Source organism: Arthrobacter sp. UYP4 (genome assembly GCF_057291175.1).
In genome coordinates this window covers 206,812-233,801 of record NZ_JBXAVU010000001.1, presented here as the reverse complement: position 1 = coordinate 233,801, position 26,990 = coordinate 206,812, and the positions used below count along the sequence as shown (strand labels likewise).

31 protein-coding genes and 1 riboswitch are annotated in these 26,990 nt (G+C 69.7%); of the genes, 18 read left to right on the top strand and 13 right to left on the bottom strand.

Going from position 1 to position 26,990, the window contains the following annotated elements; translation table 11 throughout:
• Positions 1-7 precede the first annotated feature (7 nt).
• Positions 8-1,093, top strand: coding sequence for an S-(hydroxymethyl)mycothiol dehydrogenase (locus tag AC0Z9V_RS01050; RefSeq protein WP_485140450.1), 1,086 nt, complete (start codon positions 8-10; stop codon positions 1,091-1,093).
• Positions 1,093-1,722: an MBL fold metallo-hydrolase gene (locus AC0Z9V_RS01045; protein ID WP_485140449.1), complete on the top strand. Its 630-nt coding sequence runs from the start codon at positions 1,093-1,095 to the stop codon at positions 1,720-1,722. Before AC0Z9V_RS01050 ends, AC0Z9V_RS01045 begins: the two co-directional genes overlap by 1 nt.
• Before the next feature lie 47 nt (positions 1,723-1,769).
• Here AC0Z9V_RS01045 and AC0Z9V_RS01040 read toward each other — a convergent pair whose 3' ends face one another.
• From AC0Z9V_RS01040 to AC0Z9V_RS01005, 8 genes are all read right to left on the bottom strand, one after another.
• Positions 1,770-2,507, bottom strand: coding sequence for a lipoate--protein ligase family protein (locus AC0Z9V_RS01040; RefSeq protein ID WP_485140448.1), 738 nt, complete (start codon positions 2,505-2,507; stop codon positions 1,770-1,772).
• Positions 2,508-2,560: 53 nt separating this feature from the next.
• Positions 2,561-2,866, bottom strand: coding sequence for a hypothetical protein (locus AC0Z9V_RS01035; protein ID WP_133081786.1), 306 nt, complete (start codon positions 2,864-2,866; stop codon positions 2,561-2,563).
• Positions 2,867-2,941: 75 nt separating this feature from the next.
• Complete coding sequence (locus AC0Z9V_RS01030) at positions 2,942-3,739, bottom strand: alpha/beta hydrolase (protein ID WP_485140447.1); 798 nt, start codon at positions 3,737-3,739, stop codon at positions 2,942-2,944.
• 60 nt (positions 3,740-3,799) lie between these two features.
• Entirely contained in the window at positions 3,800-4,480 is a 681-nt protein-coding gene (thiE, locus tag AC0Z9V_RS01025) for a thiamine phosphate synthase (protein ID WP_485140446.1), read from the bottom strand.
• Positions 4,480-5,361 (bottom strand): hydroxyethylthiazole kinase, encoded by an 882-nt coding sequence (gene thiM / locus AC0Z9V_RS01020; protein ID WP_485140445.1) that lies wholly within the window; start codon positions 5,359-5,361, stop codon positions 4,480-4,482. Before thiM ends, thiE begins: the two co-directional genes overlap by 1 nt.
• Before the next feature lie 40 nt (positions 5,362-5,401).
• Positions 5,402-5,496, bottom strand: a riboswitch (TPP riboswitch).
• A gap of 50 nt (positions 5,497-5,546) precedes the next feature.
• Positions 5,547-6,578 (bottom strand): aldo/keto reductase, encoded by a 1,032-nt coding sequence (locus AC0Z9V_RS01015; protein ID WP_485140444.1) that lies wholly within the window; start codon positions 6,576-6,578, stop codon positions 5,547-5,549.
• 136 nt (positions 6,579-6,714) lie between these two features.
• On the bottom strand, positions 6,715-6,999 hold the full coding sequence (locus tag AC0Z9V_RS01010) for a DUF427 domain-containing protein (RefSeq protein WP_459289637.1): 285 nt from the start codon (positions 6,997-6,999) through the stop codon (positions 6,715-6,717).
• Positions 7,000-7,115: 116 nt separating this feature from the next.
• Positions 7,116-7,892: a thioesterase family protein gene (locus tag AC0Z9V_RS01005; RefSeq protein WP_133081782.1), complete on the bottom strand. Its 777-nt coding sequence runs from the start codon at positions 7,890-7,892 to the stop codon at positions 7,116-7,118.
• 268 nt (positions 7,893-8,160) lie between these two features.
• On the opposite strand from AC0Z9V_RS01005, the gene AC0Z9V_RS01000 reads away from it, so the two are divergent.
• Positions 8,161-9,699: an MDR family MFS transporter gene (locus tag AC0Z9V_RS01000; RefSeq protein WP_485140443.1), complete on the top strand. Its 1,539-nt coding sequence runs from the start codon at positions 8,161-8,163 to the stop codon at positions 9,697-9,699.
• 65 nt (positions 9,700-9,764) lie between these two features.
• On the opposite strand, the gene AC0Z9V_RS00995 is transcribed toward AC0Z9V_RS01000, so the two are convergent.
• Positions 9,765-10,622, bottom strand: coding sequence for a Rieske (2Fe-2S) protein (locus AC0Z9V_RS00995; RefSeq protein WP_485140442.1), 858 nt, complete (start codon positions 10,620-10,622; stop codon positions 9,765-9,767).
• Positions 10,623-10,854: 232 nt separating this feature from the next.
• Between AC0Z9V_RS00995 and AC0Z9V_RS00990 the strand changes: the two genes are divergently transcribed.
• The 4 genes from AC0Z9V_RS00990 to AC0Z9V_RS00975 all read left to right on the top strand — a co-directional run bounded on the left by AC0Z9V_RS00990 (position 10,855) and on the right by AC0Z9V_RS00975 (position 14,567).
• A complete protein-coding gene (locus tag AC0Z9V_RS00990) occupies positions 10,855-11,715 on the top strand; it encodes a pentapeptide repeat-containing protein (protein WP_485140441.1) in 861 nt (286 codons plus the stop codon).
• Between the two features lie 127 nt (positions 11,716-11,842).
• Positions 11,843-12,799 carry an SGNH/GDSL hydrolase family protein gene (locus AC0Z9V_RS00985; protein WP_485140440.1) on the top strand — a complete coding sequence of 319 codons (957 nt, stop codon included), beginning with the start codon at positions 11,843-11,845 and terminating at the stop codon, positions 12,797-12,799.
• A gap of 61 nt (positions 12,800-12,860) precedes the next feature.
• Positions 12,861-13,763, top strand: coding sequence for a KPN_02809 family neutral zinc metallopeptidase (gene ypfJ / locus AC0Z9V_RS00980; protein ID WP_208739740.1), 903 nt, complete (start codon positions 12,861-12,863; stop codon positions 13,761-13,763).
• A gap of 42 nt (positions 13,764-13,805) precedes the next feature.
• Complete coding sequence (locus tag AC0Z9V_RS00975) at positions 13,806-14,567, top strand: glycosyltransferase family 2 protein (protein ID WP_485140439.1); 762 nt, start codon at positions 13,806-13,808, stop codon at positions 14,565-14,567.
• Between the two features lie 15 nt (positions 14,568-14,582).
• Here the strand turns inward: AC0Z9V_RS00975 and AC0Z9V_RS00970 are convergent, their stop codons facing one another.
• Both AC0Z9V_RS00970 and AC0Z9V_RS00965 read right to left on the bottom strand, forming a co-directional pair.
• Positions 14,583-15,194 carry a DNA alkylation repair protein gene (locus tag AC0Z9V_RS00970; protein WP_485140438.1) on the bottom strand — a complete coding sequence of 204 codons (612 nt, stop codon included), beginning with the start codon at positions 15,192-15,194 and terminating at the stop codon, positions 14,583-14,585.
• A gap of 10 nt (positions 15,195-15,204) precedes the next feature.
• Positions 15,205-15,972, bottom strand: a complete 768-nt coding sequence (locus AC0Z9V_RS00965) for a CPBP family intramembrane glutamic endopeptidase (RefSeq protein ID WP_133081957.1) — start codon at positions 15,970-15,972, stop codon at positions 15,205-15,207.
• Positions 15,973-16,181: 209 nt separating this feature from the next.
• Between AC0Z9V_RS00965 and AC0Z9V_RS00960 the strand changes: the two genes are divergently transcribed.
• Both AC0Z9V_RS00960 and AC0Z9V_RS00955 read left to right on the top strand, forming a co-directional pair.
• Positions 16,182-17,069: a ribonuclease Z gene (locus AC0Z9V_RS00960; RefSeq protein ID WP_133081775.1), complete on the top strand. Its 888-nt coding sequence runs from the start codon at positions 16,182-16,184 to the stop codon at positions 17,067-17,069.
• 177 nt (positions 17,070-17,246) lie between these two features.
• The gene (locus AC0Z9V_RS00955) at positions 17,247-17,501 is read left to right on the top strand and encodes a hypothetical protein (RefSeq protein WP_485140437.1); all 255 of its coding nucleotides are present in this window, start codon (positions 17,247-17,249) and stop codon (positions 17,499-17,501) included.
• Positions 17,502-18,012: 511 nt separating this feature from the next.
• Here AC0Z9V_RS00955 and AC0Z9V_RS00950 read toward each other — a convergent pair.
• On the bottom strand, positions 18,013-18,276 hold the full coding sequence (locus AC0Z9V_RS00950; RefSeq protein ID WP_459289659.1) for a hypothetical protein: 264 nt from the start codon (positions 18,274-18,276) through the stop codon (positions 18,013-18,015).
• A gap of 242 nt (positions 18,277-18,518) precedes the next feature.
• Between AC0Z9V_RS00950 and AC0Z9V_RS00945 the strand changes: the two genes are divergently transcribed.
• From AC0Z9V_RS00945 to AC0Z9V_RS00935, 3 genes are all read left to right on the top strand, one after another.
• Entirely contained in the window at positions 18,519-18,863 is a 345-nt protein-coding gene (locus AC0Z9V_RS00945) for an ANTAR domain-containing protein (protein ID WP_133081772.1), read from the top strand.
• 302 nt (positions 18,864-19,165) lie between these two features.
• On the top strand, positions 19,166-19,465 hold the full coding sequence (locus AC0Z9V_RS00940) for a YegP family protein (RefSeq protein WP_244185979.1): 300 nt from the start codon (positions 19,166-19,168) through the stop codon (positions 19,463-19,465).
• Between the two features lie 305 nt (positions 19,466-19,770).
• Complete coding sequence (locus AC0Z9V_RS00935; RefSeq protein ID WP_485140436.1) at positions 19,771-20,484, top strand: VOC family protein; 714 nt, start codon at positions 19,771-19,773, stop codon at positions 20,482-20,484.
• A gap of 86 nt (positions 20,485-20,570) precedes the next feature.
• On the opposite strand, the gene AC0Z9V_RS00930 is transcribed toward AC0Z9V_RS00935, so the two are convergent.
• Complete coding sequence (locus tag AC0Z9V_RS00930) at positions 20,571-20,864, bottom strand: hypothetical protein (RefSeq protein ID WP_485140435.1); 294 nt, start codon at positions 20,862-20,864, stop codon at positions 20,571-20,573.
• Between the two features lie 123 nt (positions 20,865-20,987).
• On the opposite strand from AC0Z9V_RS00930, the gene AC0Z9V_RS00925 reads away from it, so the two are divergent.
• The 6 genes from AC0Z9V_RS00925 (at position 20,988) to AC0Z9V_RS00900 (ending at position 26,956) form a co-directional block, all read left to right on the top strand.
• Positions 20,988-21,824 carry a formate/nitrite transporter family protein gene (locus tag AC0Z9V_RS00925; protein ID WP_485140434.1) on the top strand — a complete coding sequence of 279 codons (837 nt, stop codon included), beginning with the start codon at positions 20,988-20,990 and terminating at the stop codon, positions 21,822-21,824.
• A 379-nt stretch (positions 21,825-22,203) separates the two neighbouring features.
• Entirely contained in the window at positions 22,204-22,590 is a 387-nt protein-coding gene (locus AC0Z9V_RS00920; protein WP_208739601.1) for a PadR family transcriptional regulator, read from the top strand.
• Positions 22,587-23,300: a hypothetical protein gene (locus AC0Z9V_RS00915; RefSeq protein WP_485140433.1), complete on the top strand. Its 714-nt coding sequence runs from the start codon at positions 22,587-22,589 to the stop codon at positions 23,298-23,300. The genes AC0Z9V_RS00920 and AC0Z9V_RS00915 overlap by 4 nt, the downstream gene beginning before the upstream one ends.
• Positions 23,301-23,775: 475 nt before the next feature.
• Positions 23,776-25,008 (top strand): saccharopine dehydrogenase family protein, encoded by a 1,233-nt coding sequence (locus AC0Z9V_RS00910; RefSeq protein ID WP_485140432.1) that lies wholly within the window; start codon positions 23,776-23,778, stop codon positions 25,006-25,008.
• Between the two features lie 599 nt (positions 25,009-25,607).
• Entirely contained in the window at positions 25,608-25,928 is a 321-nt protein-coding gene (locus AC0Z9V_RS00905; RefSeq protein ID WP_459267768.1) for an ANTAR domain-containing protein, read from the top strand.
• A gap of 320 nt (positions 25,929-26,248) precedes the next feature.
• The gene (locus AC0Z9V_RS00900; protein ID WP_485140431.1) at positions 26,249-26,956 is read left to right on the top strand and encodes a PAS and ANTAR domain-containing protein; all 708 of its coding nucleotides are present in this window, start codon (positions 26,249-26,251) and stop codon (positions 26,954-26,956) included.
• Positions 26,957-26,990 lie beyond the last annotated feature (34 nt).

Here is a 26,990-nt window from a genome sequence, read left to right as displayed (position 1 = left end):
GCAAGACATGGTGCACAGAGTCCAGGGCGTCGTGGTGCGGGCGAAGGATGCCCCCGCGGCCATCGAGACCATCCTCGTCCCGGATCCGGGGCCCGGCGAAGCCCTCGTCGACATCCTGACCTGCGGCGTCTGCCACACGGACCTGCACTACAAGCAGGGCGGCATCAACGACGAGTTCCCCTTCCTGCTGGGGCACGAGGCCACCGGCGTCGTGAGCGCCGTGGGCGACGGCGTCACCACGGTCGCCCCCGGCGACCGCGTGATCCTCAACTGGCGGGCCGTGTGCGGCGAGTGCCGGGCATGCCGCCGGGGTGAACCGCAGTACTGCTTCGACACCCACAACGCCACCCAGAAGATGACGCTGGAGGACGGCACGGTCCTGTCCCCCGCCCTCGGGATCGGCGCGTTCGCCGAGAAGACCCTCGTGGCGGCGGGCCAGTGCACAAAGGTGGATCCCGCAGCGGACGCAGCGGCCGTGGGACTGCTGGGGTGCGGGGTGATGGCCGGCATCGGCGCCGCCATCAACACGGGCAGCGTCTCCCGCGGTGACTCCGTCGCCGTCATCGGGTGCGGCGGCGTCGGCATCGCGGCCGTCGCGGGCTCGCGGCTCGCGGGAGCCACCACGATCATCGCCGTGGACATCGACGACCGGAAGCTCGAGCTCGCGAGGGGCCTCGGCGCGACGCACGTGCTGAACTCGAAGGACGAGGACCCCGTGGAGACCATCCGCGCGCTCACCGGCGGGAACGGCGCCGACGTCGTGATCGACGCCGTCGGGCGTCCCGAGACGTACAAGCAGGCGTTCTACGCCCGCGATCTCGCCGGGACGGTGGTGCTCGTCGGGGTCCCCACGCCCGAGATGACCATCGAACTCCCACTGCTCGACGTCTTCGGGCGCGGCGGATCGCTGAAGTCCTCCTGGTACGGCGACTGCCTGCCCAGCCGCGACTTCCCGATGCTCGTCAGCCACTACCTGCAGGGCAACCTCGACCTCGATGCGTTCGTCACCGAGCGCATCCGGCTCGACCAGGTCGAGGAGGCCTTCGGGAAGATGCACGGCGGCGCCGTCCTGCGCTCGGTGGTGGAGCTCTGATGGCCGCACGCATCGAACACCTCGTCACGTCGGGCACCTTCTCGCTCGACGGCGGCACCTGGGACGTCGACAACAACGTGTGGATCGTGGGTGACGACGAGGAGTGCGTCATCATCGACGCCCCACACGACGCCGCCGCGATCGTGGACCAGGTGAACGGGCGGGTCGTCCGGGCCATCCTCCTGACCCACGCCCACGACGACCACATCCGCGCGGTCGGCGACCTCTTCGACGCCGTGCACGCGCCGATCCATCTGCACGACGGCGACCGCGAGCTCTGGGACATGGTGTTCCCGGAGCTGAGTCCCGACCAGTCGATCGGCGACGGCGACACGATCGAGGTCGCGGGGGTGTCCCTGAGGGCGCTGCACACGCCCGGCCACTCCCCCGGCTCCGTCTGCTACTACCTGGAGGAGGCCGGCACCGTCTTCACGGGCGACACGCTGTTCCAGGGCGGCCCGGGCGCCACAGGGCGTTCCTACAGCGACTTCCCGACGATCATCGAGTCCATCCGGACGAGGCTGCTGACCCTGCCGCCGGAAACGATCGCGCGTACCGGCCACGGGGACAGCACCACGATCGGCGACGAGGCGCCGCACCTCGAGGAATGGATCCGGCGCGGACACTGACCCGTGCAGCGCCGACCCGTGCAGCGCCGGAGGCGTCCCGTCGCCCGTCAGTGGCGGGACGCCTCCGGTGCCTCCAGGCGCACGACGGCGGTGTAGGCCGCCAGCAGCGCGTCCTGCACGGCGTCGACCGTGACGTCGTGCGCGAGATCCTGGGCGGCACCGGCGGTGGCCGGCCGCCACGGAAGCTCCAGGGCTGCATAGACATTGGTGAGCACGGCGCGCAGCGGGGCCGGATCCTCGACGACGACGACCGACGAGAACAGCCAGGCGCCGGCGACCACCCGCTGGGCGGTGCCGACGAGCTTGATCGTGGGCACGCCGTCGATCCGCCCGTGGACGCTGAACTCGCCCGGGCAGTACTCGCCCGGCACCTCCCCGACGTGCGCGTCGATTCCCAGGCCGGCGAGGACCTCCGCGAAGAAGGTCCCGAAGGACGCGAAGCGCGCGCGCGTGCCGGCCACGGGGTCGGGCGCGGGTTCGATGTGGTCCACCACGAGGCAGCCCCGGTGGTAGGCGGCAGCGCGGCCGCCGGCCCGCCGCACGAGCGGCTCGAACCCGAGCGCCGAGGCGGCCGCGTCCGCCGCCGGGAATCCGGGGAGCCGCGCGTCCCGCTGCCCGAAGGCGACGGTGGGGCTCGGGCGGTACAGGCGCAGCGTGGCGGGTCGTTCGCCGGCGGCGACGTCGCGCAGCAGCCCGATCCCACGCCCCAGCTCCCCGCCGGCGTCCGCCGACGGAGGGTCGAGGACGAGTGCCAGCTCGGCAGCGCCCTGCCACGGATTGCTCATCGGTCCATCGTAGGCAGTGCGCGGCGGTTCGACGGCACGGGCGGCCGGAGGGATCAGGGGACGACGTCCATCCACAGCGTGGTCTCGTGCCCGTACTCGCCGAGGGAACGCCGCGTGAGCCCGACGTCCGTCCCGCCGGGCACGTCCAGCAGGCGTGTCCCGGCGCCCAGCAGGACCGGCTCGATGAAGACCAGGATCTCGTGCAGGCGCCCGAGCGCCAGGCACTGCCGCGCGATGTCGGCGCCCAGGACGGCCACGTCCCTGTCGCCCGCGGCCTCTCCGGCCCGGTCGAGGCCGCCGGCGACGTCGGACACGTGGTCGACGCCGTCCGCGCCGGCCCCTGCGGGGCCGTGGGTCACGACGACCTGGGGTCCGGACCAGGTGCCGCCGAAGGGGCCCTCGGCGTCGGTGCCGCTGTTCGGATCGTCGCCGGATCAGGGCGTCGGCAGCGGCGTCCATTCGAGCCAGAGGCCGGCCTCGACGGCGATGGCGGAGGGGACCGTGTGCGGACCGTCGAACTCCCGGTACACCACTTCGTAGCCGCGCCGCTTGAGCGCGGGAACCACCTTCCTGCTCGTGGCGTCGATCGGGAGGACGGTGTCCGCCGTCCCGTGGGAGATGAAGACGGCGGGCTGCCCGTTCGAGGGTCCGGCGGGGACGAAGCCCGGGGAGAAGGCCACCACCTTCCGGAAGAGGTCCCCGTTCGCGAGCCCCAGGCCCAGGGCGTAGGAGGCTCCGTCGGAGAAGCCGCCGATACCGATGCGTTCGGGGTCCACCTGCACGAACGAGAACACCTCCTCCAGCGCCCGGCCGATGACCTCCGTGTCCGGACCGTACCCGCCCCGGATCGCGTCCCAGGTGGCTGCCCGTGACGCCGGCGCGAGGATCACGATCCCGAGCTGCTCGGCGGCCGCCCGCAGCACGGACAGGCCGCCCTGTGCGTCGCCGCCGGCGCCGTGGAGGGCGACCAGGAGCGGGACGGGTCCGCCGGTGTCCAGCGACTCCGGCACGAACACGATCGGGTCACGCGTGGTCGCGATACCGAGGGCATGGACCCCCGTTCTGGTCCCGCTGCCGGATTCCGCCGTTCCCGGGCGCGCGGCCAGGAGGGCGGGATGCGGCGCCGCCTCGTCGGGCTGTCTGCTGTTCATGGGTCCTCCGTCGCACGCCGTCTCCGCGACGAGGAGCGGCGCGGCCAGCGCGCCGGCAAGCACGGTCCTTCTCGTCGCCACATCCGGATTCTAGGTCCCGGTGGTGCCTACTCTCCCGGTTGCCGTTGCGCCCGGATTCGGCTATCGGCTCCGCCATCCCGTGGGGGCGCGCCATGCTTCAGCCAGGTCCCTGGTGGAAGCGGCGGGGTCGGCCGCCGCGCAGATGGCGGACACCACCGCCATCCCCGCCGCGCCGGCAGCCCGCAGGGCGGCGGCGTCCGCGGTGGTGATCCCGCCGATCGCCACGCAGGGCAGGTCGGCGCCGGCGGCCAGCGTCGCGAACCCCTCGACGCCGAGCGGCGCCGGATGGTCCGGTTTCGTGGCGGTGGCGTGCACCGCTCCGATGCCGAGGTAGTCCACCGTGCCGGCGGGCAGGGCGTGCGCGGCGGCGACCTGCCCGGGTGTCGCCGCGCTCAGTCCGACGACGGCATCGACGCCGACGATGCGCCGCACCACCCCCGGTGGCAGGTCGGACTGGCCCACGTGCACGCCGTCGACGCGCGCCCCGAGCTCTCGCGCCGCGAGGTAGACGTCCACCCGGTCGTCGACCAGGACCGGCACCCGACCCTCGGCGGCGCGGGCCACCGCGGCGACGAGCGACACGAGGTCCCGCCCGCCCGCGTGCTTGTCCCGGACCTGCACGCAGGTGACACCGGCGGCGACGGCCGCCGCGACCACGTCGGCGACGGCCCGGGGCGCGCACAGGGCCGTGTCCGTCACGAGGTAGAGCGGCAGGTACTGCGCCGGAGCAGGCCGGGGCATCAGTCGCTCCCGGACAGGCGCAGGCCACGGCGGACATCCGACGGCGTGACGTCGGCGAGCGCATCGAGGAAGCGCGGGGCGAACGTGCCGGGACCTGCCGCGCCGGCCGCGGCACGCTCCGCGGCGAGGGTGTACACGCCGGTCGCCGCTGTGGCCGCGAGCAGTGCATCCGGGGTGAGGGACGCGAAGGCGGCCATCACGGCTCCGAGCGCGCAGCCCCCACCGGTCACGCGCGTCAGGAGCGGGGTCCCGTTGGCGATCCGGACGACGGGCCCGTGCGCCGGCACGACGGCGTCGACGGCCCCCGACACGGCGACGACCGAGCCGTGGCGGATCGCCAGCAGGCGCGCCGCATCCAGCGCGTCGTCGGGGCCGTCCACGGAGTCGACGCCGCGGCCGCCGCCTCCCGTGCCGGCGAGCGCGATGATCTCCGAGGGGTTGCCGCGGATGATCGTCGGCCGGATCGCGACGAGGTCCTGTGCCGTCCGGGTCCGGACCGCGAGGAATCCCACCGCGACGGGGTCCAGGACCCACGGGGTCCCCGCGGCAGCCGCCGCCTCCGCCGCCTCGCGCATGGCGACGCACTGGGCCGGGGTCGGTGTGCCGAGATTGACCAGGACCCCCGAGGCGACCGGCGCGAACTGGCCGGCCTCCTCCGGGATGTCCACCATCGCCGGCGTCGCGCCCACGACGAGCAGCACGTTCGCTGTGACATTCGTGACCACGGCGTTGGTGATGCACTGCACCAGCGGCACGGCGTCGCGCAGTGCGGCGAGCAGCGCGGCACACGCCTCGGCCGTCACCTGCGGGTCGGCGCCCCGGAAGCTCTCGGGCGGTGTTCCGAGGGGTGTTCCGAGTGGTTCGAGGGTCGGTTCCGACATGTGCTGCCTTTCGCTTGCCACGGCGGAAGGACGGCCGGACGTCGGACCGGCAGGACATCCCTTCGCCAGTATGAGCTGGATCAGGTTCGACGGGTCTCATCTCAGCCCCGGAAAGGGACACCCCGTGTCGCTGCTCGAACGATAGCGGCTGGCTGCCGGAGCGTCCAGCCCTGCGGGCGCCCCGGTCAGCGGCCGCCCTGGATGCGGCGGCTGCGCTGCTCGATGCCGGGGCCACCGTACGGGTAGTCGCTGAAGGTGGGGGCACTGACCTCGCCGAGGCGGCCGAGGTCGCCGGACGACAGCTCGAGGTCGGATGACGCCAGGTTGTCCGCCAGCTGTTCCCGGGTGCGGGCACCGAGGATCACCGAGGTCACCCCCGGTTGCGCGGCGACCCAGGCGAGCGCCACGTGGGAGGCGTTGACGCTCCGCTCCGCGGCGATCTCCGTGACCGTGTCGATGATCCGCCAGGTCCTGTCCTGGGCGTTGCGCTTCTCCCAGGCCTCCATGCCGCGCTGGGGGTTCTCACCGAGGCGGGTGGCGCCGGTCGGCTCGGTGTCACGGGAGTACTTGCCGGTCAGCCAGCCGCCACCGAGGGGCGACCACGGCAGCATGCCCATGCCCGCGTCGAGGACCGCGGGCACGATCTCGGCCTCGATCTCCCGCACGAGCAGCGAGTACTGGGGCTGCAGCGTCACCGGCAGCGAGTAGCCGCGCTGGCGGGCGAGCATGACGGCCTTCGTCAGCTGCCAGCCGGTGTAGTTCGAGAAGCCGTAGTACCCGATCTTCCCCTGGACGACCGCCTCGTCGAGGAAGCCGAGCGTCTCCTCGAGCGGCGTCAGCGGATCCCACGAGTGCACCTGGTACAGGTCGATGTGGTCGACGCCGAGCCGCGTGAGCGAGGCGTCGAGCGCCCGGCGGAGGTGCCGCCTGGACAGCCCGAGGTCGTTGACGTCGTCGCCCATGGGGAAACGGCCCTTGGAGGCCAGGACCATGCGGTCGCGCTCCGTCGGGTTCCTGGCGAGCCACCGACCGATGATCTCCTCGGACGCCCCCGCCGTGTACACGTCCGCGGTGTCGATCAGGTTGCCGCCGGCCGCCGCGTAGTCGGCGAGGATGGCGTGGGAGGTGGACTCGTCCGACTCCGCTCCGAAGGTCATCGTGCCGAGGGCGAGGTGAGAGACCGACGTGCCGCTGTTGCCGAGTTTCCGGTATTCCATGGGGTTCTCCTTCGTTCGGGCGCCGGGCGGCGCCGTGGTGCCGTGGATCGGGCGGGTGGATCGGGTAGGTCGCGCAGTACTGCCGGCGCACCGCAAGGGGACGCCGTCGATCGGACGGCGCCCCTGTGCGGAGTGCTCAGTCGGTGACCGTGACGCCCTTCCAGAAAGCGTAGTAACCGCGGATGTTCTCCGCCGCTTCCTTCGGTTCCGGATAACTCCAGGCGGCGTCCCGGTTCTGCTCCCCCGCCACGTCCAGGGTGAAGTAGCTGGCCGTGCCCTTCCAGTGGCACACGGTGTGTGTCCCGGTGGGGACGAAGAACTCCTGCGAGACAGAAGCGGGCGGGAAGTAGTGGTTCCCCTCGACCATCACGGTGTCCGCTGATTCCGCGATCACGGTGTCGTTCCAGATTGCTTTCGGCATGGTTCCTCTTCCTCGAAGACGTCCCACGGACGCGTGGGGGCGCTGTCCTCCGCCGCGGCGTCGGCCATGACACCTGCAACCCCGGGGACGGCCCCGGCATTCCGGCTGCAGAGCTGCTACAGCTTCCGCACCGTGAGGATCTGCTCGAGCCGCCCGAACGGGCCGTCGAGGTCGTGGACCACGCTGGAGGTCAGCCCCACGCCGTTCGCGCCGAACGTGACCCGCGTGTCGAGGCCGAGCCACTCGCCCTCCGGCAGGCGGTGCAGGTGGATCTGCAGGTCCACGTTCGGGTAGAGCCAGCTGTCGCCACCCGGCGGGACACGGGTGGCGATCCCGTTGGCGGCGTCCATCATGCCCACGAGCCGCACGACGTCGGGGGTCTCCTCTCCCTCGACCATCGAGTAGGGGTTCCTCATCCAGACCTGCCCCCGTCCTGGCCGGTGGCCGGGGACCACCCGGACCTCGAGCGACCTGATGAACCCTCCCGGCCACGCCGTCATGCCCTCGTGCGGTCCGGCCTCGTCGGGGCCGGGGATCCGCGGGTCCTCGACAGCGGCGACGACACCCGTGTCCTGGCCGGCGAGGCGCCACGCCTTCGCAACGATCGCCGTCCTGCCGCCTGCCTCCATCCGCGCCTCCACCAGTTCGATTGTCCGGCCCGGCCGGACGACGGCGGTCGTCACCTCGAACTCGCCTCCCGGGATCAGGCCGAGGATGTCGAAGCTCAGGCGGCCCAGATGCATCCCGTCGCGCGGCTCGCAGGCGAGCAGGCGCTGTGTGAGGAGTCCCGAGATGGGCGCCATGTGCTGCTCGTGGGCGTTCCAGGCACCCTGAGCGTGATCGGTCGACGCGAACCTGCCGCCGCCGAGATCACGGTAGAAGGAATCAGGCACGGGGAATCTCCTTCGTCGGGGAATGCCGGGGCTCCTGCGCTGCGCGCCGGAAAGAGCGGCCGGGACCGCGACCGCACCCGCCCCATGCTAGTGGAGCAGCGGCGCCTTCCTGCCCGGAGCGGGAGGGACACCGGGGGTCGGAATAGAGTTCCGGTGTGCGGGGTTCAGTTCATTGACCGGGCCTGCGTTCGCACCTGCCCGATCCACGACCACGGCACCCGGGACGGTCGATCCCGACGGTGCGCACAGCCGAACCGAGCGGATCACCATGACCTCCCAGAGTCCCCCGTCCCGCGTCTCCGACGCTCTTCCGACACCGCCGGAGACTCCACCGGCCGCCGGCACCCCCGCTCCCGCCCCCTCCCGGTCCACAGGCGTCGACGGCGCCCTCCCGGCACGCGACAAGCTGGTCATCACGCTGCTGCTCATCTCCGCCTTCGTGGTGATCCTCAACGAGACCATCATGGGCGTGGCGATCCCCCGCCTCGTGGAGGACCTGGGCATCACGGTGGGCGCCGGTCAATGGCTGAGCACCGCGTTCATGCTGACGATGGCCGTCGTCATCCCCGTGACGGGTTTCCTCCTCCAGCGCTACAACACGCGACCGGTCTTCATGGCCGCCATGGGCCTGTTCAGCCTCGGCACGCTCGTCGCCGCGATGGCGCCGGGCTTCGGCGTCCTCGTGGTCGGCCGCGTGGTCCAGGCCACCGGCACAGCGATCATGATGCCCCTGCTCATGACCACCGTGATGACCCTCGTGCCGCCGATGTCCAGGGGCAAGATCATGGGTAACATCTCGATCGTCATCTCCGTGGCCCCCGCGCTGGGCCCGACCATCTCGGGCGCCATCCTCAGCGTGCTCGACTGGCGGTGGATGTTCTGGCTGGTCCTGCCGATCTCGCTCGCCGCCCTGGCCGTCGGTTCCGCCAAGATGCAGAACGTCACCGACCCGCGGCGGTCCGCGATCGACGTCCCGTCGGTCGTCCTGTCCGCGGTCGCCTTCGGTGGCGTCATCTACGGTCTCAGCCAGCTCGGCGAGGCCTCGACCGGCAGCGCCGTCCCTGCATGGCTCCCGCTGGTCGCGGGCGTCGTCGGGCTCGCCGGCTTCATCTCGCGCCAGCTCGTGCTGCAGCGGCGCGACGCGGCCCTGCTGGACCTCCGTGTCTTCGCCTCGAGGAACTTCACGGTCTCGATCGTCGCGATCGCCATCAGCATGATGGCGCTGTTCGGCACCATCATCCTGATCCCCATCTACGTCCAGACCGTCCTCGGGATGGATCCGCTGGTCTCAGGACTGCTCCTCCTGCCGGGCGGCCTGGCGATGGGGCTCCTGGGTCCCGTCGTCGGCCGCATCTACGACCGCCGCGGCCCTCGCGTGCTCCTGGTGCCGGGCGCGCTCCTGGTCAGCGGGGTGTTCTGGTCCATGACGCGGGTCACCGAGACCACCCCGGTCTGGCTGGTCCTGGTCGCGCACGTCCTGCTCAGCGTGGGCCTGGCGCTCATGTTCACGCCGCTGCTCACCTCCGCGCTGGGGTCCGTCAAACCGCACCTCTACTCGCACGGCAGCGCCGTGTTCGGCACCGCCCAGCAGCTGGCGGGGGCGGCCGGCACCGCCCTGTTCATCTCGGTCATGACCATCCGGAGCACGTCCCTGGCCGGCACGGGCGTCGCCGCGGAGGCCGCCCTGGCCGGCGGCATCCGCGCGGCGTTCCTGTACGGCGCGATCATCTTCCTGCTCGCCGTCGTCGCCTCGTTCTTCGTGCGGGCGCCCGAGGAGAACGGGAACTCCCCCGTCCCCGTGCACTAGGCATCCGCACGACGACGAAGCCCCGCCGGACGGTTCCGGCGGGGCTTCGTCGTTCGCGCGTGCACTCAGGAGGCGGGCTGGCGCAGTTCGATGTAGCCGTCCGTCGTGACCCGGGTCTCGTACACCGGCTGCGGCACAGCGGCCGGTCCGCGGTAGTTCTTGCCGTCGTCGAGCCGGAACATGCTCTGGTGCCACGGGCAGGTGATGCAGCCGTCCTCGATCGTGCCCTCCTCCAGCGGCCCGCCGAGGTGGTTGCAGACGCTGTCCATGGCAGTGAGCTTCCCGCCCTGGCGCAGCAGCAGGATCGGCACGCCGTTCGCTTCGACCGTGTGCCGTCCGCCGTCGACGACGTCGGCGTCGCTGGCCACCCGCGTCCAGTCCTTCGGTGCCTCGTGCCACGCCGTCCGGTTCACATTGACGCCGCTCGCGTAGCTGAGGTGGCCGCCGAGGAACGCGCTGAGCAGCATCGACCCCAAGCCGCCCAGGCCGAGCAGCACCCCGAGGCCGCGCCGGTCCTTCGCCCTGGCGACGGCGGAGGCGGTGTACAGCGTCAGGGCCAGTGAGTTGCCGGCCGCATGGACGATCCCGACGCGGCGCTCCTTCTCCTGCGTGTCCGACCAGTCGTGCAGGCCCGTGGCCGCCGTCGGGACGGCGGTGAGGATCCCCACCGTCACGAGGAGGTCGGCCGCCCTGCGGGAACTCCTGCCACCGACGAGGTCGAGGAACGAGGCCATGCTCCAGGCACCCGACGGAATGACGACCAGCATGGGATGGAGGTGGTGGCCGATGGCCGTACCGCTCAGGAGGTTGCGGATCCTCCGGGGCCGTACGGCCTTGCTGACGGCTGCGGCGAGGGGATCCGCGATCCGGTCCAGCGACGTCGCGTGCTCGAGTCCGTCCAGGATTCCGTACACGATGTTCATGCTGTGCTCCTTCTGATCCGGGACGGTGGCCCGCGTGTCCGGCGGGTGTCGACGACGGTGCCGCCCGTTCCCCACCGTTCCAGCAGCCCCTACACCTGACAACCCGGCGCGGCGCAGCGAGGTTTCCCTTGGCGACGCACCGGATCGGTGCGAGAATCCCGCAGGGTGACCACCGCGCACAGCGTGGCGCGCCGCCCCGCCATCGATCCCCGCACCCCTGGAAGGACCGGCCGTGCCCGCCGTGCCGCTGCACCTCTCCGCCCACCCGGACGTCGAGCTGACCGCCGACTGCTCGAGGTGCTTCGCGCTGTGCTGCTCCGCGCTCGGCTTCGAACGATCGACCGACTTCGCGCACGACAAGCCCGCAGGCCAGGCATGCCGCAACCTCGCCGCCGACTTCTCCTGCACCATCCACGCCCGGCTCCGTGGCGAGGGGTACAAGGGCTGCACCGTGTTCGACTGCTTCGGCGCCGGCCAGCACGTGGCGCAGCAGACGTTCGGCGGTCGCAGCTGGACGGCACATCCGGAAGTACGGCCCGCGATGTTCGCCGCCTTCCCCGTCGTCCGGCAACTGCACGAGGTGCTCTGGCACCTCGACGACGCCGCGCGACTGGCAGGATCGTCCGGGTCCGTGCCTCCGCAGCACGCCTCCTCGATCGCCGCCCTGGTGTCGGAGACGGTGTCCCTCACGCGGCTGGATCCGGCGGGCCTCGACGCCGTCGACCTCGACGCGCTCCGGGCCAGGGTCGGACCGGCGCTGTCGGCGGTGAGCGGAGCGGTCAGGACGGCTGCCGGCGGCAGGCGCATCCCCCGGCGGCTGGCGCCGGGTGCCGATCTCCTCGGTGCGGACCTGGCCGGGCAGGACCTCCGGGGTGCGGACCTCCGGGGCAGCTATCTCATCGCGGCCGACCTCAGGGCGGCCGACCTGCGCTGGGTGGACCTGCTCGGTGCCGACCTGCGGGACGCGCACCTGCACGGCGCCGACCTCTCCCATGCGCTCTTCCTCACCCCGATGCAGGTCGCCGCGGCGTCGGGTGACAGCCGGACGCGGCTGCCCGACCGGATCGACGCGCCGTCCTCCTGGAACACCTGAGGACATCCGCGCCGCGCCACCGGTACCGCCGGAATGCCACCGGATCAAGCACGAAGCTGCCTCCCCGCGCTTGTAAACTGGGGACAGGACTCCGGATGGGGGCAGTCCGGGCGACAAAAGGGTGGCAATGCACAGCAGCACGACGAGCGGGGCCCGCGGCGCCCCGGTACCGCGTCGGAGGAACTCGGCGCACGTGGCCCTCATGTCCCTCGGGCTCTCGCTCGGTCTTCTGGCAGGTACCGTTCCTCCCGCCTCCGCGGAGACCCGCGACGCCACGGCCTCGGACGCCGAACCTCCTGCGGCCATGGCCCGGCAGGCGCGGACCGACAAGACCCCGGGTGAGACGCCCGCGGATCCGACGACCGCGAAGCTACCTGCCGTCGCGCCTGCGCAGCTCCCGGTCGGCAGCGCCGCCAGGAATCCCGCCACGGGTCGCCTCGAAGTGGTCGTGCCCGACGTGCAGCGCACCGCAGTCCTCATCGGCGACTCGCAGTCGGGCGGAGCGGACACCTGGCCCCAGATCGCCCTGCACGAACTCGGGTACTCCGTGCGGTTCCTCGGCGCGGGCGGTACGGGCTTCGTCGCGACGAACGGAGCGGGCGACGCGAACTACCACGATGCGCTCACCAGCGGGGACTGGGTCCTGCCGCACGGGGATCCCGCCCTCGTGGTCGTCGAGGGCGGAGGCAACGACGCCCGGTCCGGCGTCTCGGACGGCGACATCCTCGCGAGCGCCAACGCCCTGATCCTCGAGCTCGAACGCACGTACCCGTCCTCCCGCATGGTCATGATCGGCACGCTCAGCCGCAGCGCGACGGACGGCGGCGCCCGTCGGGCCGAGGTCGACGCCCTGCTCGGCACCCTCGCGAGCCAGCGCGGGATCCCCTTCGTGTCGGCCGGGGGCTGGCTGACCACCCACGCCCTCGAGGAATTCCTCGCGGACGACGTGCATCTCAACCCCGTGGGCCATCAGAAGGCGGCGCTCCTGCTCGAGCAGGATCTCGCCGCCCTGAAGCTGGCTGCCGCATATACCGCCGTCGACCCGCTCGCCCGCCTGCCGCGGGAACTGCGCCCCCTCGAATAGCACGACGGGGCTCAGCCGCGCAGTGTCCCGCGTCAACCCTCAGTCGGCTTATTGTTGATCCATGAGCTTCAACGACAACACCCGGCTCGATCCGTCGCGCGTTCGTGACCGTCGCGGACGCGGCCGGGGTGCCGCCGTGGGCGGCGGGGTCGGTGGCGGCCTCCTCCTCATCCTCTCGCTGATCTTCGGACCGGACGTCGTGGATCAGCTGGGACTCCAGGAGGGCGCTCCGACCTCGCAGCAGGAGGACAGGGAGGTCGAAGCGATCAACGCGTGCCAGACCGGCGCCGACGCCAACGAGCAGCTCGATTGCCGCATCCTCGGCACGGCCGAAAGCCTCGACAGCTTCTGGCTTCCCTACCTGGACCAGTTCGGCGTCGCCTACACGCAGCCCGGTGTCGTACTCTTCACCGGCAGCACGGATACCGGCTGCGGGACGGCCACGAGCGCCGTCGGGCCCTTCTACTGCCCCGCGGACCAGCAGACCTACTACGACACGGCGTTCTTCGACGAGCTCGTGACGCAGTTCGGTTCGGCCAGCGGCCCGCTCGCCCAGGAGTACGTAGTGGCCCACGAGTTCGGCCACCACATCCAGAACCTCATCGGCACCCTCGGTGCCGCCCAGCAGGATCCGGAGGGAGCCGAATCCGGCGGTGTCCGCGTCGAGCTGCAGGCCGACTGCCTGGCCGGGATGTGGGCCGCCCACGCCACCTCGGTCCCCGATCCCGAGTCGGGAGAACCGTTCCTGCGGACGTTCTCGACGACGGACCTCGAGGACGCGCTCTCCGCCGCCGCGTCCGTCGGTGACGACCGCATCCAGGAAGCCGTCACCGGCCGGGTCGACCCGGAGGGCTGGACGCACGGCTCGAGCGCCCAGCGGCAGGCCTGGTTCTCGCAGGGCTACGAGACCGGGGACCTGAGGTCCTGCGACACCTTCGGCGCCCGCGACCTCGACAGCCCCTGACGCCATGCCGTCGATCCACGCCCTGGCCTCGGAGCCCGGACGATGACCGAGCCGCTCGCCGTCGTCGTGCCCGTCTTCAACGAACCCGGGATCGCGCGGACCCTCGAAGCACTGCGCCGGCAGCGCGGGGACGCGGACCTGCGCGTCTACGTGGTGGACAACGGGTCCACGGACGACACCGTGCTGCGGGTCCGGCGGTTCGCCGCGGCCCACCCGTTGCTGAACGTCACGGTCCTCACGGAAGTCCAGAAGGGCACGGGAGCTGCGAGCGACACCGGTTTCCGCGCCGCGATCGCCGACGGGTTCCGCCTCGTGGCGCGCACGGACGGTGACAGCGAGCCGGCGGAGGACTGGGCCGACCGCATCCGCAGGACGTTCGCCCGGCACCCGGAGGTCCAGTTGCTGGGTGGGACCAGCGTGCCGCTGCGCGACCGGTACTACCGGTGGGGTGACGACCAGCTGATGCCCGGTGCGCTGGTGCTCCTGCGGATCATGATGGCCGTCACCTATCTCGACGTCGCCTACCTGCGCTTCGTCGCTGGTCACAACATGGCGATCCGGGCGTCCGCCTATCTGGAGGTCGGCGGATTCGGCCGGACGGCGATCGACACGCGCGACGAGGACATCGATCTGTCCGTCCGCGTGTCCCGCCGGCTGGGTCGCGCCGCGGTGCGCATCGACGCGGGGCTGAAGGTCGCGACGTCGATGCGGCGGGTCCGGCGCTACGGCCTCGGCCTCATGGGCGTCCACCACCTCGTACCGGCGCTGCGCGGCAAGCTCATCCGGACCATCGACATCCGGTAGCGCCTCCGGTCCCGGTCAGCCGGCTCCGGCGGCCCGCACCAGCGCCACCGCGTCCTCGACGGCCGTGTCCCGGCCCGTCTGCGCGCCGGAGACCAGCCGCACCGTGCGCCGGAAGGATGCGTCGTCGCCGTCCCCGGCCCGGAAGGCCGGCAGGTGCGCGAGGACCGCTGCACGGCGCAGCCACGGGTCGTCCGCCGCCGCCCAACGGTCCAGCACGGCGGACGCGCGGACGGCATCCTGTTTCCGCAGGCGCAGCAGCAGGGGGCCGACGACGTCGACGGCGAGGGGGTCCACGAGCTCCCGGAGGAGCGCCGAGCGGAGGAAGCCCTCGATCCGGGTGAGGTCGGACGAGCGCAGGAGCCGCACCGACGACTGCAGGAGCACGACGGCCGCGAACCGCCGCTCGAACACCGGGCGGGACCACAGCTCGGAGGCGACGGCCGCGACGTCGTCGTGTCCGAGGCTCCGGTACCGGCGCTCCGCGTTGCGGACGGCGCCCCGGACCGCCCCGACGGAAGCGCCGTAGTACGCGAGGTCCGTCCCGTACCGCCGCTCGTACTCCTCCGCCCGCTCCTCCGAGCTCTCGTACTGGAGCGACTCGTCAATGAAGTCGGCGGGATCGCTCATCGGTGCCCGCTCAATAGAGAAAGATGTCGATCCACGCGCGGTTGTGCGCGTGGATCAGGACGAGGAACAGGACGAAGTCGAACAGCAGGTGGACGCACACGATGTACGAGAGCGATCGCGTCCGCGTGAAGATGAAGGCCTGGAGGAGCGCGAACGGGAAGATGAACAACGGCGCCCAGGCGTGGAAGCCCAGCTCCCACAGGAACGAGGTGAAGAGCACCGCCTGCAGCACGTTGGCCTGCGCCATGGGCAGGTGGCGGCGCAGGAGGGCGAAGACCGTGCAGATGAAGAAGAGCTCGTCCCAGATGCCGAGCCCGTTGGTGCCGAGGAACAGCCGGGCGATCTCGTCCGGCTCCGAGGCCGCGGGCCAGTTCTCGTACACCCCGGTGCCCAGCATGTAGACGGGCAGCAGGGCGTAGCCGATGACGACGACGGCGGGAAGGTACCACTTCTCCGCGCGTGACCACGGTCCGGAGCGCACCGGGAAGGTGATGGCGTGGTCGCGGTAGGCGAAGCGGGACACCGCGTAGGGGACGCCGACGGCGAGGATCATCGCCGTGCCCATGACGCCCATGTGTGCCGGACTGATGTCCGTGGTGATCGGCACCAGGCTCATGACGGCCAGCCCGAAGGCGATGAGCAGCAGGTCCCGGAACAGCACCCGGTCCAGCACCACCGCCGCGACGAGCGCGATCGCCAGCAGGAGGTACCCGATACCCGATGCATGGAGCACGAACAGGGCGAAGCCCGCTAGGGAGACCAGCGTGGCGGGGATCAGCGCGCGCGACGGCGTGTTCCAGGCGCCCTGCTTCCAGGCCCGCCGGCGCGTCTCCTCCGGCTGTGCCGGTGCCACCGGGCGGGCGTGCTGCTCCACGGGATCGTGCTCCTTCGGTGGTTCCTCGCCATCATTCTTTCGCCTGCCGACCGATCGGTCCACTTCCGGCCCGCGCCGCGCTCCCCCGGTATCCCCGATGCGAGACTGGGGTCATGCGTGAGCTCGTCATCCTCGGCACGGCCTCCCAGGTGCCCACCCGGTCCCGCAACCACAACGGCTACTTCCTGCGGTGGGAGCGCGAGGGGATCCTCTTCGATCCCGGCGAGGGCACGCAGCGGCAGATGATCCACGCCGGCGTCTCCGCCTCGCGGATCACGAGGATCTGCCTGACGCACGTGCACGGCGACCACTGCTTCGGGCTGCCCGGCGTGCTGTCGCGGATGGTGCTCGACGGCGTGGAGCACCCCGTGCACCTCCACTATCCGGTGTCGGGCGAGGAAGTGGTGCGGTCGCTCGTCTCCCTCGCGACGCCGGGGTTGGACCTGCACCTGCACCCGCATGGTGTCGAAGGACCGATAGCCGCCGGGATCGAGGTGCAGCCCCTGAGGCATCGCATCGAGGCCTACGGCTACCGTGTGACGGAACCGGACGGGCGGAGCTTCCTCCCCGACCGCCTCGCCGCCGCGGGCATCGGGGGGCCCGACGTCGGCCGCCTGCAGCGCGAGGGCCGGCTGGGCGACGTGCGACTGGAGGATGTCAGCGTGCACCGGCCGGGCCGCCGGTTCGCCTTCGTCATGGACACCGCACTGTGCGACGGCGCGTTCGCGCTCGCCGACGGCGCCGACCTGCTCGTCACGGAGAGCACGTTCAGCGACGACGACGCAGCCCTCGCGGACCAGTACCTACACCTGACGGCCGGCCAGGCGGGCAGCCTCGCGCGCGCCGGGAGAGCGGGCACCCTCGTGCTGACGCACTTCTCCTCCCGGTACGACGACGTCGGGGAGCTCGCCGCGCAGGCACGCCTCTCGGCCGGTCGGGCGACCGTGGTGGCGGCGTCCGACCTCGACCGCCTTCCCTTCCCGCGGCGGGCGCGAGGATAGACGCCGGGCGGGCCGGGGGCACCCGCCCACGCCGTGCCCCCGGACTGCTGGGCCGCTGGGACGCAGCCCGTCGCGTCGTACCGCGCCCCGGGTGGTCGCGAACCCGGCGGCCGCCTCGACAGTGCAGCGGGCGGGATCCACACTTGAAGCACCGGACAGGGATTGGAGTGGCACCGGGTGGACCCGAACAGGTACGAGGATCACGGTGAGCGTCGGCGCGCACCGACGGAGCCCCGCCGTCGGACGCTGAGGATGGTCCTGCTGCTCGCCATCGCGGTGTTCGCCGTATCCATCGCCTTCGTCCTCGTGTATGCCACGGGACTCTCCTGGCCGACGGCCGTCCTCATCACCGTGGTCCTCGCCGGAGGCCAGGCCTATACGCTGCGGCGCGCCCTGTTCCCCGGGGACGGGGGCGACGGCACGGACCCGTAGTCCGCTGCGAGCCGGCCCGGACCGCTCTCGTCGAACTGATCGGCCCGCGGCTCGCACGGTAGCCCGACGGGACCGCGTGCTCGCCGGGGCACCCCGCCCTGCAATCGGTCCACGCGTCCGCGACCCATGTATCGGCCGGGGAAACCACCGACGAGCAGGGTCGCACCCGCGCGGGCAAGGCAGACGCCCAACCCGTGGCGACCCTGCGCCCACGCACACCAGGAGCCGAGGACCACGAGAACGGCGGACCTATCGGCAGCGGCACGGACAATCCCCACTCGCCGTGCGACCGCCCCTTGCAGTGCACCCCTCGTGGTGATGCCAGCCCTCTGAGCGCGGGTCGGGTCTCACGCGGCGACGCTTCCGCCGTCGTGCCATCCTCGTGACGGTCCGATCCGAATACCCGATGACATCCTTCCATCGGGTTTAACAGTGGGCCCGCTGGGAGGATGTCGCCTCCTTCACCGGGATCACCGCGAGCGATGCCGCCTGCGTAACCTGCGGTGCGGTGTCAGACGTACCAGTGCCAGGCAGGTGGCTGCCAGAAATCCGGGACAGCGTGGGAACTGTACTGGTTGCAGCCCATGCACAGATAGCTCACGGTGCCGAGGTGCTCCTGCCCGTCGGGCAGCACCCTGCTCGGTACGAAGTCCTCGAACGCCAGATGCTCGGCGGTGTCACATGAGGCACAGAACGGGATGTCCCCCTGATCCGGGGATGACTGACCGATCGGGATCCGGGGCACGGGAATGATGGACGCAGAGGATAAAGCCATGGTTTCTCCTCGAAAATCCGACCATGGCCGCTGTTTGACTACTGTGTCAGGCCGGGCCTCAAGCGTAGGTCGTCAAGGAAAGCCCGACAAGCCCCCGATGAGCAGAAATGCTTGACGAACACGGAAAGTGCGTGTCGCCTTCGGCCGTAAGGAAGTGCCGTGCGGTCGACATCGCATGAGAGAGTGTGGACCGGGGGAAGGATCTGGTCGGTCTCAGCCGCGATATCTCGAGGATCCAAGTGATGGGGAACGACCCGAATGACACGAATCGCCGAGGCGACCCGAACGAGCAGGACGAGCCTGCCGATCGGAGCGATGCGGGCACACCGGACGACGACGCGGCTCTCGAGCGGGTGACGGAGCGCCTGCGGGAGATGACCGAGAAGGTCGAACACCTGACGATGGGCATCGAGAGCCGGGATGTGATCGGGCAGGCCAAGGGCATCCTCATGGAGCGCTACGGCCTCACGGGCGAGCAGGCATTCGAAGTACTCGTCTCGGTGAGCTCGACCACGAACCTGAAGCTTCGTCAGATCGCCGTGGACCTGGTAGTCACCCGGACCCTGCCGGGGCTCCCCGAGCAGTAGCGGCCACACCCCGTGCCCCGCCGGGCTCCGGCCCTCCCAGCGGCGCCCGAAATCGACGCACCGAAGATTCCGAGCGGCTGAGCAAAACGGAAAACCAAAAAAGCTAGGCTGATGAGCAAATGCATAAAGCAGAATCCTAGGGTGCTTGATAAACAGCCGGGTGAAAGCACCCCCGAGCCCGCTGACCCCTTCTGCGATTACTCGCCAGTACGAAATACGACGCCTACCATGGATGAATTGGGTGTGGCTGGGGTCACATAGGGGTAGCCCTATCCCGCTTCCGGGCCAGCCGGAAAGCAGCGTTGAATTCCGGTTTCGACGACGAGCCCGGGCAGTTCCTCTGCCTGGGTGACGAGGGGGTAATGATGGCCGGATCGTTCGAACTCTTCCGTGACGGAGGAATTTCCTTCAGGTTCAGGTTGAAAGGGCCCGACGGTACGGTTGTCGCCGTATCCGGGCCGTTCTCGGACAAAGTGTCGGCGGTCGAGGGTATCGACGCCGTTCGTGAGTGCGCGGGGACGGGGCTGATCACTGACCTCTGCCCACCGATGTCCCATGAAGCGATGGCATTCGACCCGGCGTCCTCCACCAGGGCGGCATAACGACCCCCTCGAAGCGCTCGCAGCGCCCGGCCAAGAATATGCCGGAGCTGCAGGCCGGACGCTATCAATAGGACGGCACGGTCCCCGACATCCCGTTCCGAGAGGCGAAACCGACAATAGCCCTTCTGCTGGCTGCGGTGCCCCGGAGCAATAGGATCAGGCGACGTCGAAGGGAGCGCATCGGCCGATCTGCAGGCACCCGAACTCGACCAGGACGTCGACATCACGTGATTCATCGTCAGCAATCGCGAGACCGACGTGTTCGTCCCTTGAGCCACGTGCCCGCCTGGCCTACGGTGGCCTGCATGTATCTGGAGAATCTCGTCGTCGACGCCGCGGAACCCCGGCGACTCGGCCGCTTCTGGGAGGCGGTGGTCGGCGGAGAGACACTCACGGACGAGCCCGGGGTGTACGAGACCAGGCTCAGTATCGAGGGTGGTCCGGTGCTGGATCTGTGCTTCCAGCGCGTCCCCGGTTCTCCCCCACCGCCGCGGCTGCACGTCGACCTTCGGGGCGGCTCCCGGCAGACGGAAGAGGTCGATCGGTTACTCGGGCTCGGTGCCCGGCACCTCGATGTGGGTCAGGGGGACGTGCCATGGGTGGTTCTCGCCGATCCTGAGGGAAACCCCTGCTGTGTCATGGACGAGCGGGCGGACCATGCCCAAACCGGGCCGATCGCGGCGCTGCCCCTCGACTCCGCCGACGCGGACCGGGACGCGCGGTTCTGGTCCTGGCTCACTGGCTGGATCCGGGTCCCGGGACGGTTGCCCACACTGCGCCACCCGTCGCTGCGGGGCCCGCTCCTCGTCCTCTGCCCTGAGCCGTCACCCAAGGGCACCGCGAAGAATCGGCTGCACCTGGACGTCAGGCTCGAGGATGGGGATGATCCCGACGACGTCGCGGCGGGCATCATCGAGCGGGGCGGCCGTGAACTGCGCCCCGACTGGGGCGACCTGCCGTGGCGTATCTACGCCGATCCGTCGGGCAACGAACTGTGCGTGCTGCCGGCCCACTCCTGACAGCGGGCCTCACGCCGACACCGCCGGGATCACGTCGGGAATCCCTTTGCCGTAGTCCTGAGCTGCATCGATGTCCCCGAAGGTCGTCAGGCACTCCACCCGAGGACGGTGCCCCCGAACACCATCGCGCCGAACCACGTCACCACCGCGACGACAGGCACGAGGAGTAGCCGATAGGACCGGCGCAACGCCAACTTCACGCCGACACAGGTCAGCACCAGCCACCAGCCGAGGAACACTGCCAAAGCCCAGAGCGGGGCGACGAGACCGCTGGTCAGGTAGAGATACCCAACCGCGAGCTGAGCGGCTGCGGCAAGGACGGCAGTCACCACGTACAACGCGAGGCCCCCGCGGTCGAGTGCGGGCTCGGGATAGTGCACACCCGCAGTCTAATCGGGCCGTTGGGGGGACACTGTCGTGGTGGGGAGAGAGGACGCAGGCCGTGGACTCGGGGATCGTGAAGCTCATCCTCCTAGCGCCACACCCAGGCACAGGAAGGCGACATGAGCGAGGACCGCAGACGGGAACTGGGTGCATCAGATGCCCCGGTCGAGGACGAACTGAAGGAGTCCTTCGACAAGACGATCGAAGAAGGCGCCGAAAGACTCCATCGCACCACGAGGAACATCCTCGTGACCGGTGTCTTCGGGGGGTTCGAGATCGGCCTCGGAATCATGGCCTATCTGGCCGTCATGCACGAGACGGGAAACCATCTGCTCGCCGGCCTCGCCTTCAGCGTCGGCCTCGTCGCGCTCCTGTTGGCGCACAGCGAGCTCTTCACCGAGAACTTCCTCATGCCGGTCGCCGCCGTCGTCGCCAGAGAGGGAAGCATCGCCCAGCTGGGAAAACTATGGGCGGGCACCCTCGTGGCCAACCTCGCCGGTGGGTGGGCTTTCGTTTGGATCGTCATGCAGGCCTTCCCGGAGTGGACCGACACGGTCAGCGAGAGCGCACACCACTACTTCGACGCGCCCTTCTCCCTGCAGACCGTCGCCCTCGCCGTCCTCGGGGGAAGCACCATCACCCTGATGAGCCGCATGCAGCAGGGCACGAACAACGACGTCGCCCGGATCGTCGCCACCGTCATCGGCGGATTCCTCCTGGCGGGACTCCAGCTGTTCCACTCCGTCCTCGACTCGCTGCTCATCTTCGCCGCCATCCATGCCGGTGCCGACATCAGCTATGGGCAATGGCTCGGCTGGTTCGGCTACACGCTGCTCTTCAACATGCTCGGTGGACTGGTACTGGTGACCCTCCTCCGGCTTGTTCGTACCAAGGAACTCCTCGAGCAACGCAGGAGCGAAGCCCCGGATGACCCGGAAGCACCGCATGACCGATAGCAGGACTCCGCACGGACACGGAGCCCTGCCCGCGGATGATCAGGGTGCTCCCGGTGCACGACGGCGTGGAGCTGGTCTCGGCTTTCCTCGAGCTTCGGACCGGAGTGTGTTCGGATCGATTCTTATACCCCCCACCGGTGAAAAGGATCGCGATACCCCCCCAGGGTATCTCGGAGATCACTGCGATCCTGGAGGGGCTCCCCTTGCCCACGACATCACCACCTCCCGGCCGGCCGACGGGTCCACCCCTGAAAGGAGTCGGAATCCCGGCCTAACGCTGTTGGTGGTCGCGAGCACCCAGCTGACCGAACGCCCTGGCCCTGATCACCACGACCTTTCCTGCCTTTACAGGCTAACTACTTAGAGACACAATCTAGTCATGGAAGTCTCAGCTGCAGATCCGCGAGTCGCGGCAGGTATCGAATGGCCCAGCGACTGGCTCAGAGCCACCCTGGGTTTCCTGGCGCTCCGAGCACTGTCCGCCGGGCCCTCCTACGGGTACGCGATCATCAGCGAACTGGAGCGACACGGTTTCGGAACCATCAAGGGTGGAACCCTGTATCCGCTTCTCACCCGGTACGAGACAGCGGGCCTGGTGACCACGGAGTGGCGGGCCGGCGAGGGCGGCCCAGGCCGCAAATATTTCGCCCTGACCGATCAGGGCCGCTCCGAACTCACTCGTCTCGGTGGTGACTGGGAGCGCTTCGTCGAGACCAGTGTGCAGTACCTCGATCCCGCACGATCAACAGAGGGGACCTCCGCATGAGGCAGCAGACCAGCGACAAGAAGTGGTTCGACCAGCTCGTCATCGAGCTCCGGCTACGCCAGGTACACGGGAGCGCCATCGGGGACACCGTCGCGAGCGCCAGGGAACTCCTCGGCGACACCGGCCAACAGGCCGAAGAAGCGTTCGGGCCCGCGCGTGATTACGCTGCAGCACTCGAACTCCCCTCCGCGCCCCGGAACGACTGGGTGCGGGATGCGCTCTGGCCATCGCTGCTCGGACTCCTGGCCTTCCTGCTCTTCAACCAGGCAGTCGTGTCATGGACCCGGTCCGAGCTCTTGCTCGTCTCCCCGGCGCAGCTGGCCCTCCTCGCCACACCAGTGGTGCTCGTAGCCTTCCTGCCGCTCTATCTCGACGCCGTCATCCGCCGGATCTGGGTCGGCATCGGCATCAGCGGTATCTGCGCGCTGGCAGGAATCCTGTCGGCCTTCGCTGCCCCTGACGATCGTGCCGAGGCATGGCTGGCAATCGACCCGGTGCCCTGGCTCATCGGCAGCGCCCTGGTCATGGTGGCACTCTCGGTCAGGAACACCGCCCGGTCGTCCCTCTCGACGGACGACGAGATCATCGATCCACGCTCGGGTACCGCGGACACCACCGGAACGGGTGCGAGAGCCCTGGTCCAGGTCACCAACTGGCTGTTCCCCCTCCTCGCCCTCGTCATGCTCGGCCTCGCAGTCGCACTCCGCTAGCGCTGTCAGGGACCGGAACGACTACTGCTGCGGGGCTATGCGCCAGTATGGACATCCCTCGGACGATCGAGCGCAGGCGCCAGGGCTCGGATGACGACAGCGGCGCCGATGAGAGTCGTACCCATGGGGATCAACGCCCAGCGGACCAGCGTCAGAACGATGTCCACTGCTCCTACCCCGATTGCTGCAGTCGGCCCCACGGCCTCTGTGAGCAGACCGAGTAGCTGAGGAAGGAGAACCAGCACGAATCCGCCGGCCACAACGAGGATGACGCCCCACTGAACACACTTCTTCGCTGTCGATTCCACTGTTCCCCCGAACGAAACTTCTAGTTGTCCGCTGATCCTAGTGGCCAGGAGTGAGGAAGGAACAGGTGATCCGCGAGCCAGGTGCAGAATCGTCGGGTCCTTCTGCCACAGGCGAGGTGGACACCGCTCCTGTGTCGGTCCGATCGATGCCATGGAAGACTGCTGGCATGAATGCCCCAGCGCGCGATCACGACCTCGTCCTCTTCGGTGCCACCGGCTTCGTCGGCGAACTGATCGCCGGCTACCTCGCGGTCCACGCTCCACCGGACCTGCGCGTGGGACTCGCGGGGAGGTCGAGGGAGAAGCTCGAGGCGGTACGGCGCAGGCTGCCTGCTGCTGCGCGCGACTGGGCCCTCATCGAGGCCGACTCGGAACACCCTGCGACGCTCGCCGCGCTGGCTGCGGACACCCGGGTCCTCTTCACCACGGTGGGTCCCTATGCGAAGTACGGGCTCCCGGTCGTCGAGGCATGTGCCCGCGCCGGCACGAACTACGGGGATCTGACGGGTGAGGTGTCCTTCGTCCGCGAAGCCATCGATCGCTTCGACGCTTCGGCGAGGACCACCGGTGCACGGATCGTCCATGCGTGCGGTTACGACTCGGTCCCCTCGGACCTCGCGGTGCTCCTCCTGCACCAGGCCGCGGAGTCCGACGGCGCAGGCGGACTGACCGAGGTCCAGCTCGTGGCGACGGCCAAAGGTGGCTTCAGCGGCGGCACCATCGAGTCGATGCGTGGGCAGCTCGATGCAACGCGGTCGGACCCCGTGCTGCGATCACTGCTGGGCGATCCCTACTCCCTCGCTGCGGATCGGGCGGCGGAGCCTTCGACCCGGCAGCCGTCGGATCTGGGGTGGGTCGGCCGCTCGGAGGACGGCCTGTGGACCGCACCCTTCGTCATGGCGTCGGTGAATACGCGCATCGTGCGTCGCAGCAATGCCCTGCAGGGTTGGGCCTACGGTCGGACCCTGCGGTACGGGGAGGTGATGGGCACGCGGCGTGATCCCGCAGGCGCCCTCCTCGCCGGAGCGATGGCGCTCGGCCTGCGGGTGTTCGGAGCCGCGATGGCCTTTCCTCCGACGCGGAAGCTACTGGACCGGGCCCTACCCGCCCCGGGCACCGGCCCGACCGAGGCTGTGCGGACCTCGGGCTGGTTCCGTTCCGAGGTGACCGCGTCGACGGAGAGCGGCCGGCGGTACCGCGCTGTCGCAGCCGGCCCGGGCGACCCCGGATACGCCGCCACCGCCGTCATGGCCGGGGAGGTGGCGCTCTCACTCGCCCTCGACGGCGACCGCCTGCCGCCCGCCGCAGGATCGCTGACCCCGGCGACCGCCCTCGGCGACGTCCTGGTGCAGAGGCTGCGCACGGCAGGCCATACCTACGACGTCACTCCCCTCACCTGACGGACGAAGTGCCTCACTGCCGACAAGCCTGCGACCGATGCCGGGACGCTGGCGCTGTGGCTGGACGGAGAGAGGCCCGAGGCCGAACCACGCGCCCTCGGAGTGCCGGACGAGAACGGCAGAGAAAGCGACAGAACCCACTCTTCGTCCCGATTATCCTGCAACGAGGGACAGTGCCAGGTCGCCGGCAGCACGCAGCGCACGAACGACGGCAGCCTCTGCTCCCGAGCTGATGGTCTTCCCATCGAACGCATCGTCGATCAGGACCTCGATCCGAGGATTCCGATGCCTGGATAACCCGTATCGTTAGGTGCACACGGCCCGAGTGCTCGCAGCATGTGCGCTCTTGTAAGGTGATGTCCGGCCTGTAGCAGAGCGGGCCTGCCAGCCCGGCGCAAGCGCCCAGTGCTTCGCCTTACTCAAGCAGGTTGATCATGCCAGCACACGACCCTCAGGGATCGGGACCGAATCCTCCACGGCCACCGGCCGGTACACTCCCCTTCCCGGATGCGGGAAGCTCGCCAGGTGGCAGTGCGGTACCTGCCGCCATGGGAAGCATCGCGGATCTACCACCCGGGTCGTTACGACTGATCTCCGGGATGGTGGACCTCACGGCGGACTTCCACCCGGAACGGCGCCCAGCACGTGGAGCCACCGGTGACGGAACGACGACCGAACTACGCCTGGTTCTCCAACGCCTGGCTGAAGTGACCGACAAAGTCGAGCACCTCACCCGTGCGATCTCACGCCGGGACGTGATCGAGCGAGCCGCGGGAATGTTGATGGAGCGGTACGGGCTCACCAGTGAGCAGGCACTCGAGCTACTGGTCGCGACGAGTTCGGCCGGTAACAGCAAGTTGGCTGCCGTCGCCGCTCATCTGACAGCCACAGGGGTCTTGGAGCAGCCGCCACAGCCTTGACCCACCCTGAGAACGATGGATCGCGGCATGCGTCCCACGGCTGCAGCGGCAGGCAAAGCTTGAGCGAGAGCACGGGTGATGTTGAAAGTCTGCTGCGCATACTGGACGTACGCCTGAAAGATGTTCCGTGCTTCATCGCGCGGGGCTCAGCCGGCCACACCGACGGGCCTCGTGCACGAACGTGGGATCTCCTTCACAGGTCAAGCAGCTGGACTGTGAAGGGGAACCGAACATGGACGAGTAGGGACGGGGTCGGTCGGACTCATCAACCGGTCAAGAAGCCGGCCGGTTCTCTTGTCGCGTCGAAGGACCCTTCACCAGTGACCACCACTGCTTCCTCGTCCCAGGAAACCCCCGCGCTGCCGGCACACACGTCCGGGGTCGGAGCTCATTCCGTCGAGACGGTCGAGTATTTCGTCAACTGCCCGACCGGCATCGTCGAGCACTACTTCGAATCCCCTGCACTGCACTGGTCCGACGAGTTGTACCGCATCCACGGGTACGAACGCGGCGAGATCGTACCGACCCTCGACCTCGGCATCTCCCACTTCGAGCCGGCCGATCAGGACGCGGCCAGGTCCCTGTGGGAGAGCCTGTTGAGCAAGGGTGGTCCGCGCTCGGCGTACCTGTCCCTGCGACATGTGACCGGAAAGGCCCGCAAGGTGTTGATCTCGGGCGACTACATCCTCAAAGAGGGCGAACACGGCAGTGAGCCTATCGGGGTCTGGGCTCTGGTCGTGGATCTGACCAGGTCCATCCACACGGATACGCACCGATTGGCGAATGAAGCGTTAGCCGCGTCGGCCGTGAAGCGCAGCGTGATCGAGCAAGCCAAGGGCATTCTGATGGCTCGAGGCGGGCTGACAGCATCTGAAGCCTTCGATCGGATCAGGCAGCGGAGTCAGCTGACCAACCGGAAGGTGATCGCCATCTCGCAGGACATCATCGATCGCACTCACCAACTCAACCAGCAGAGCCGGCCTGAACTCCTTGCCCGGGCATTGCTGGATCTGTTGCCGACACCCTGAACTGTCCCAGCCACTCCTTCCGGGACCTGGCACT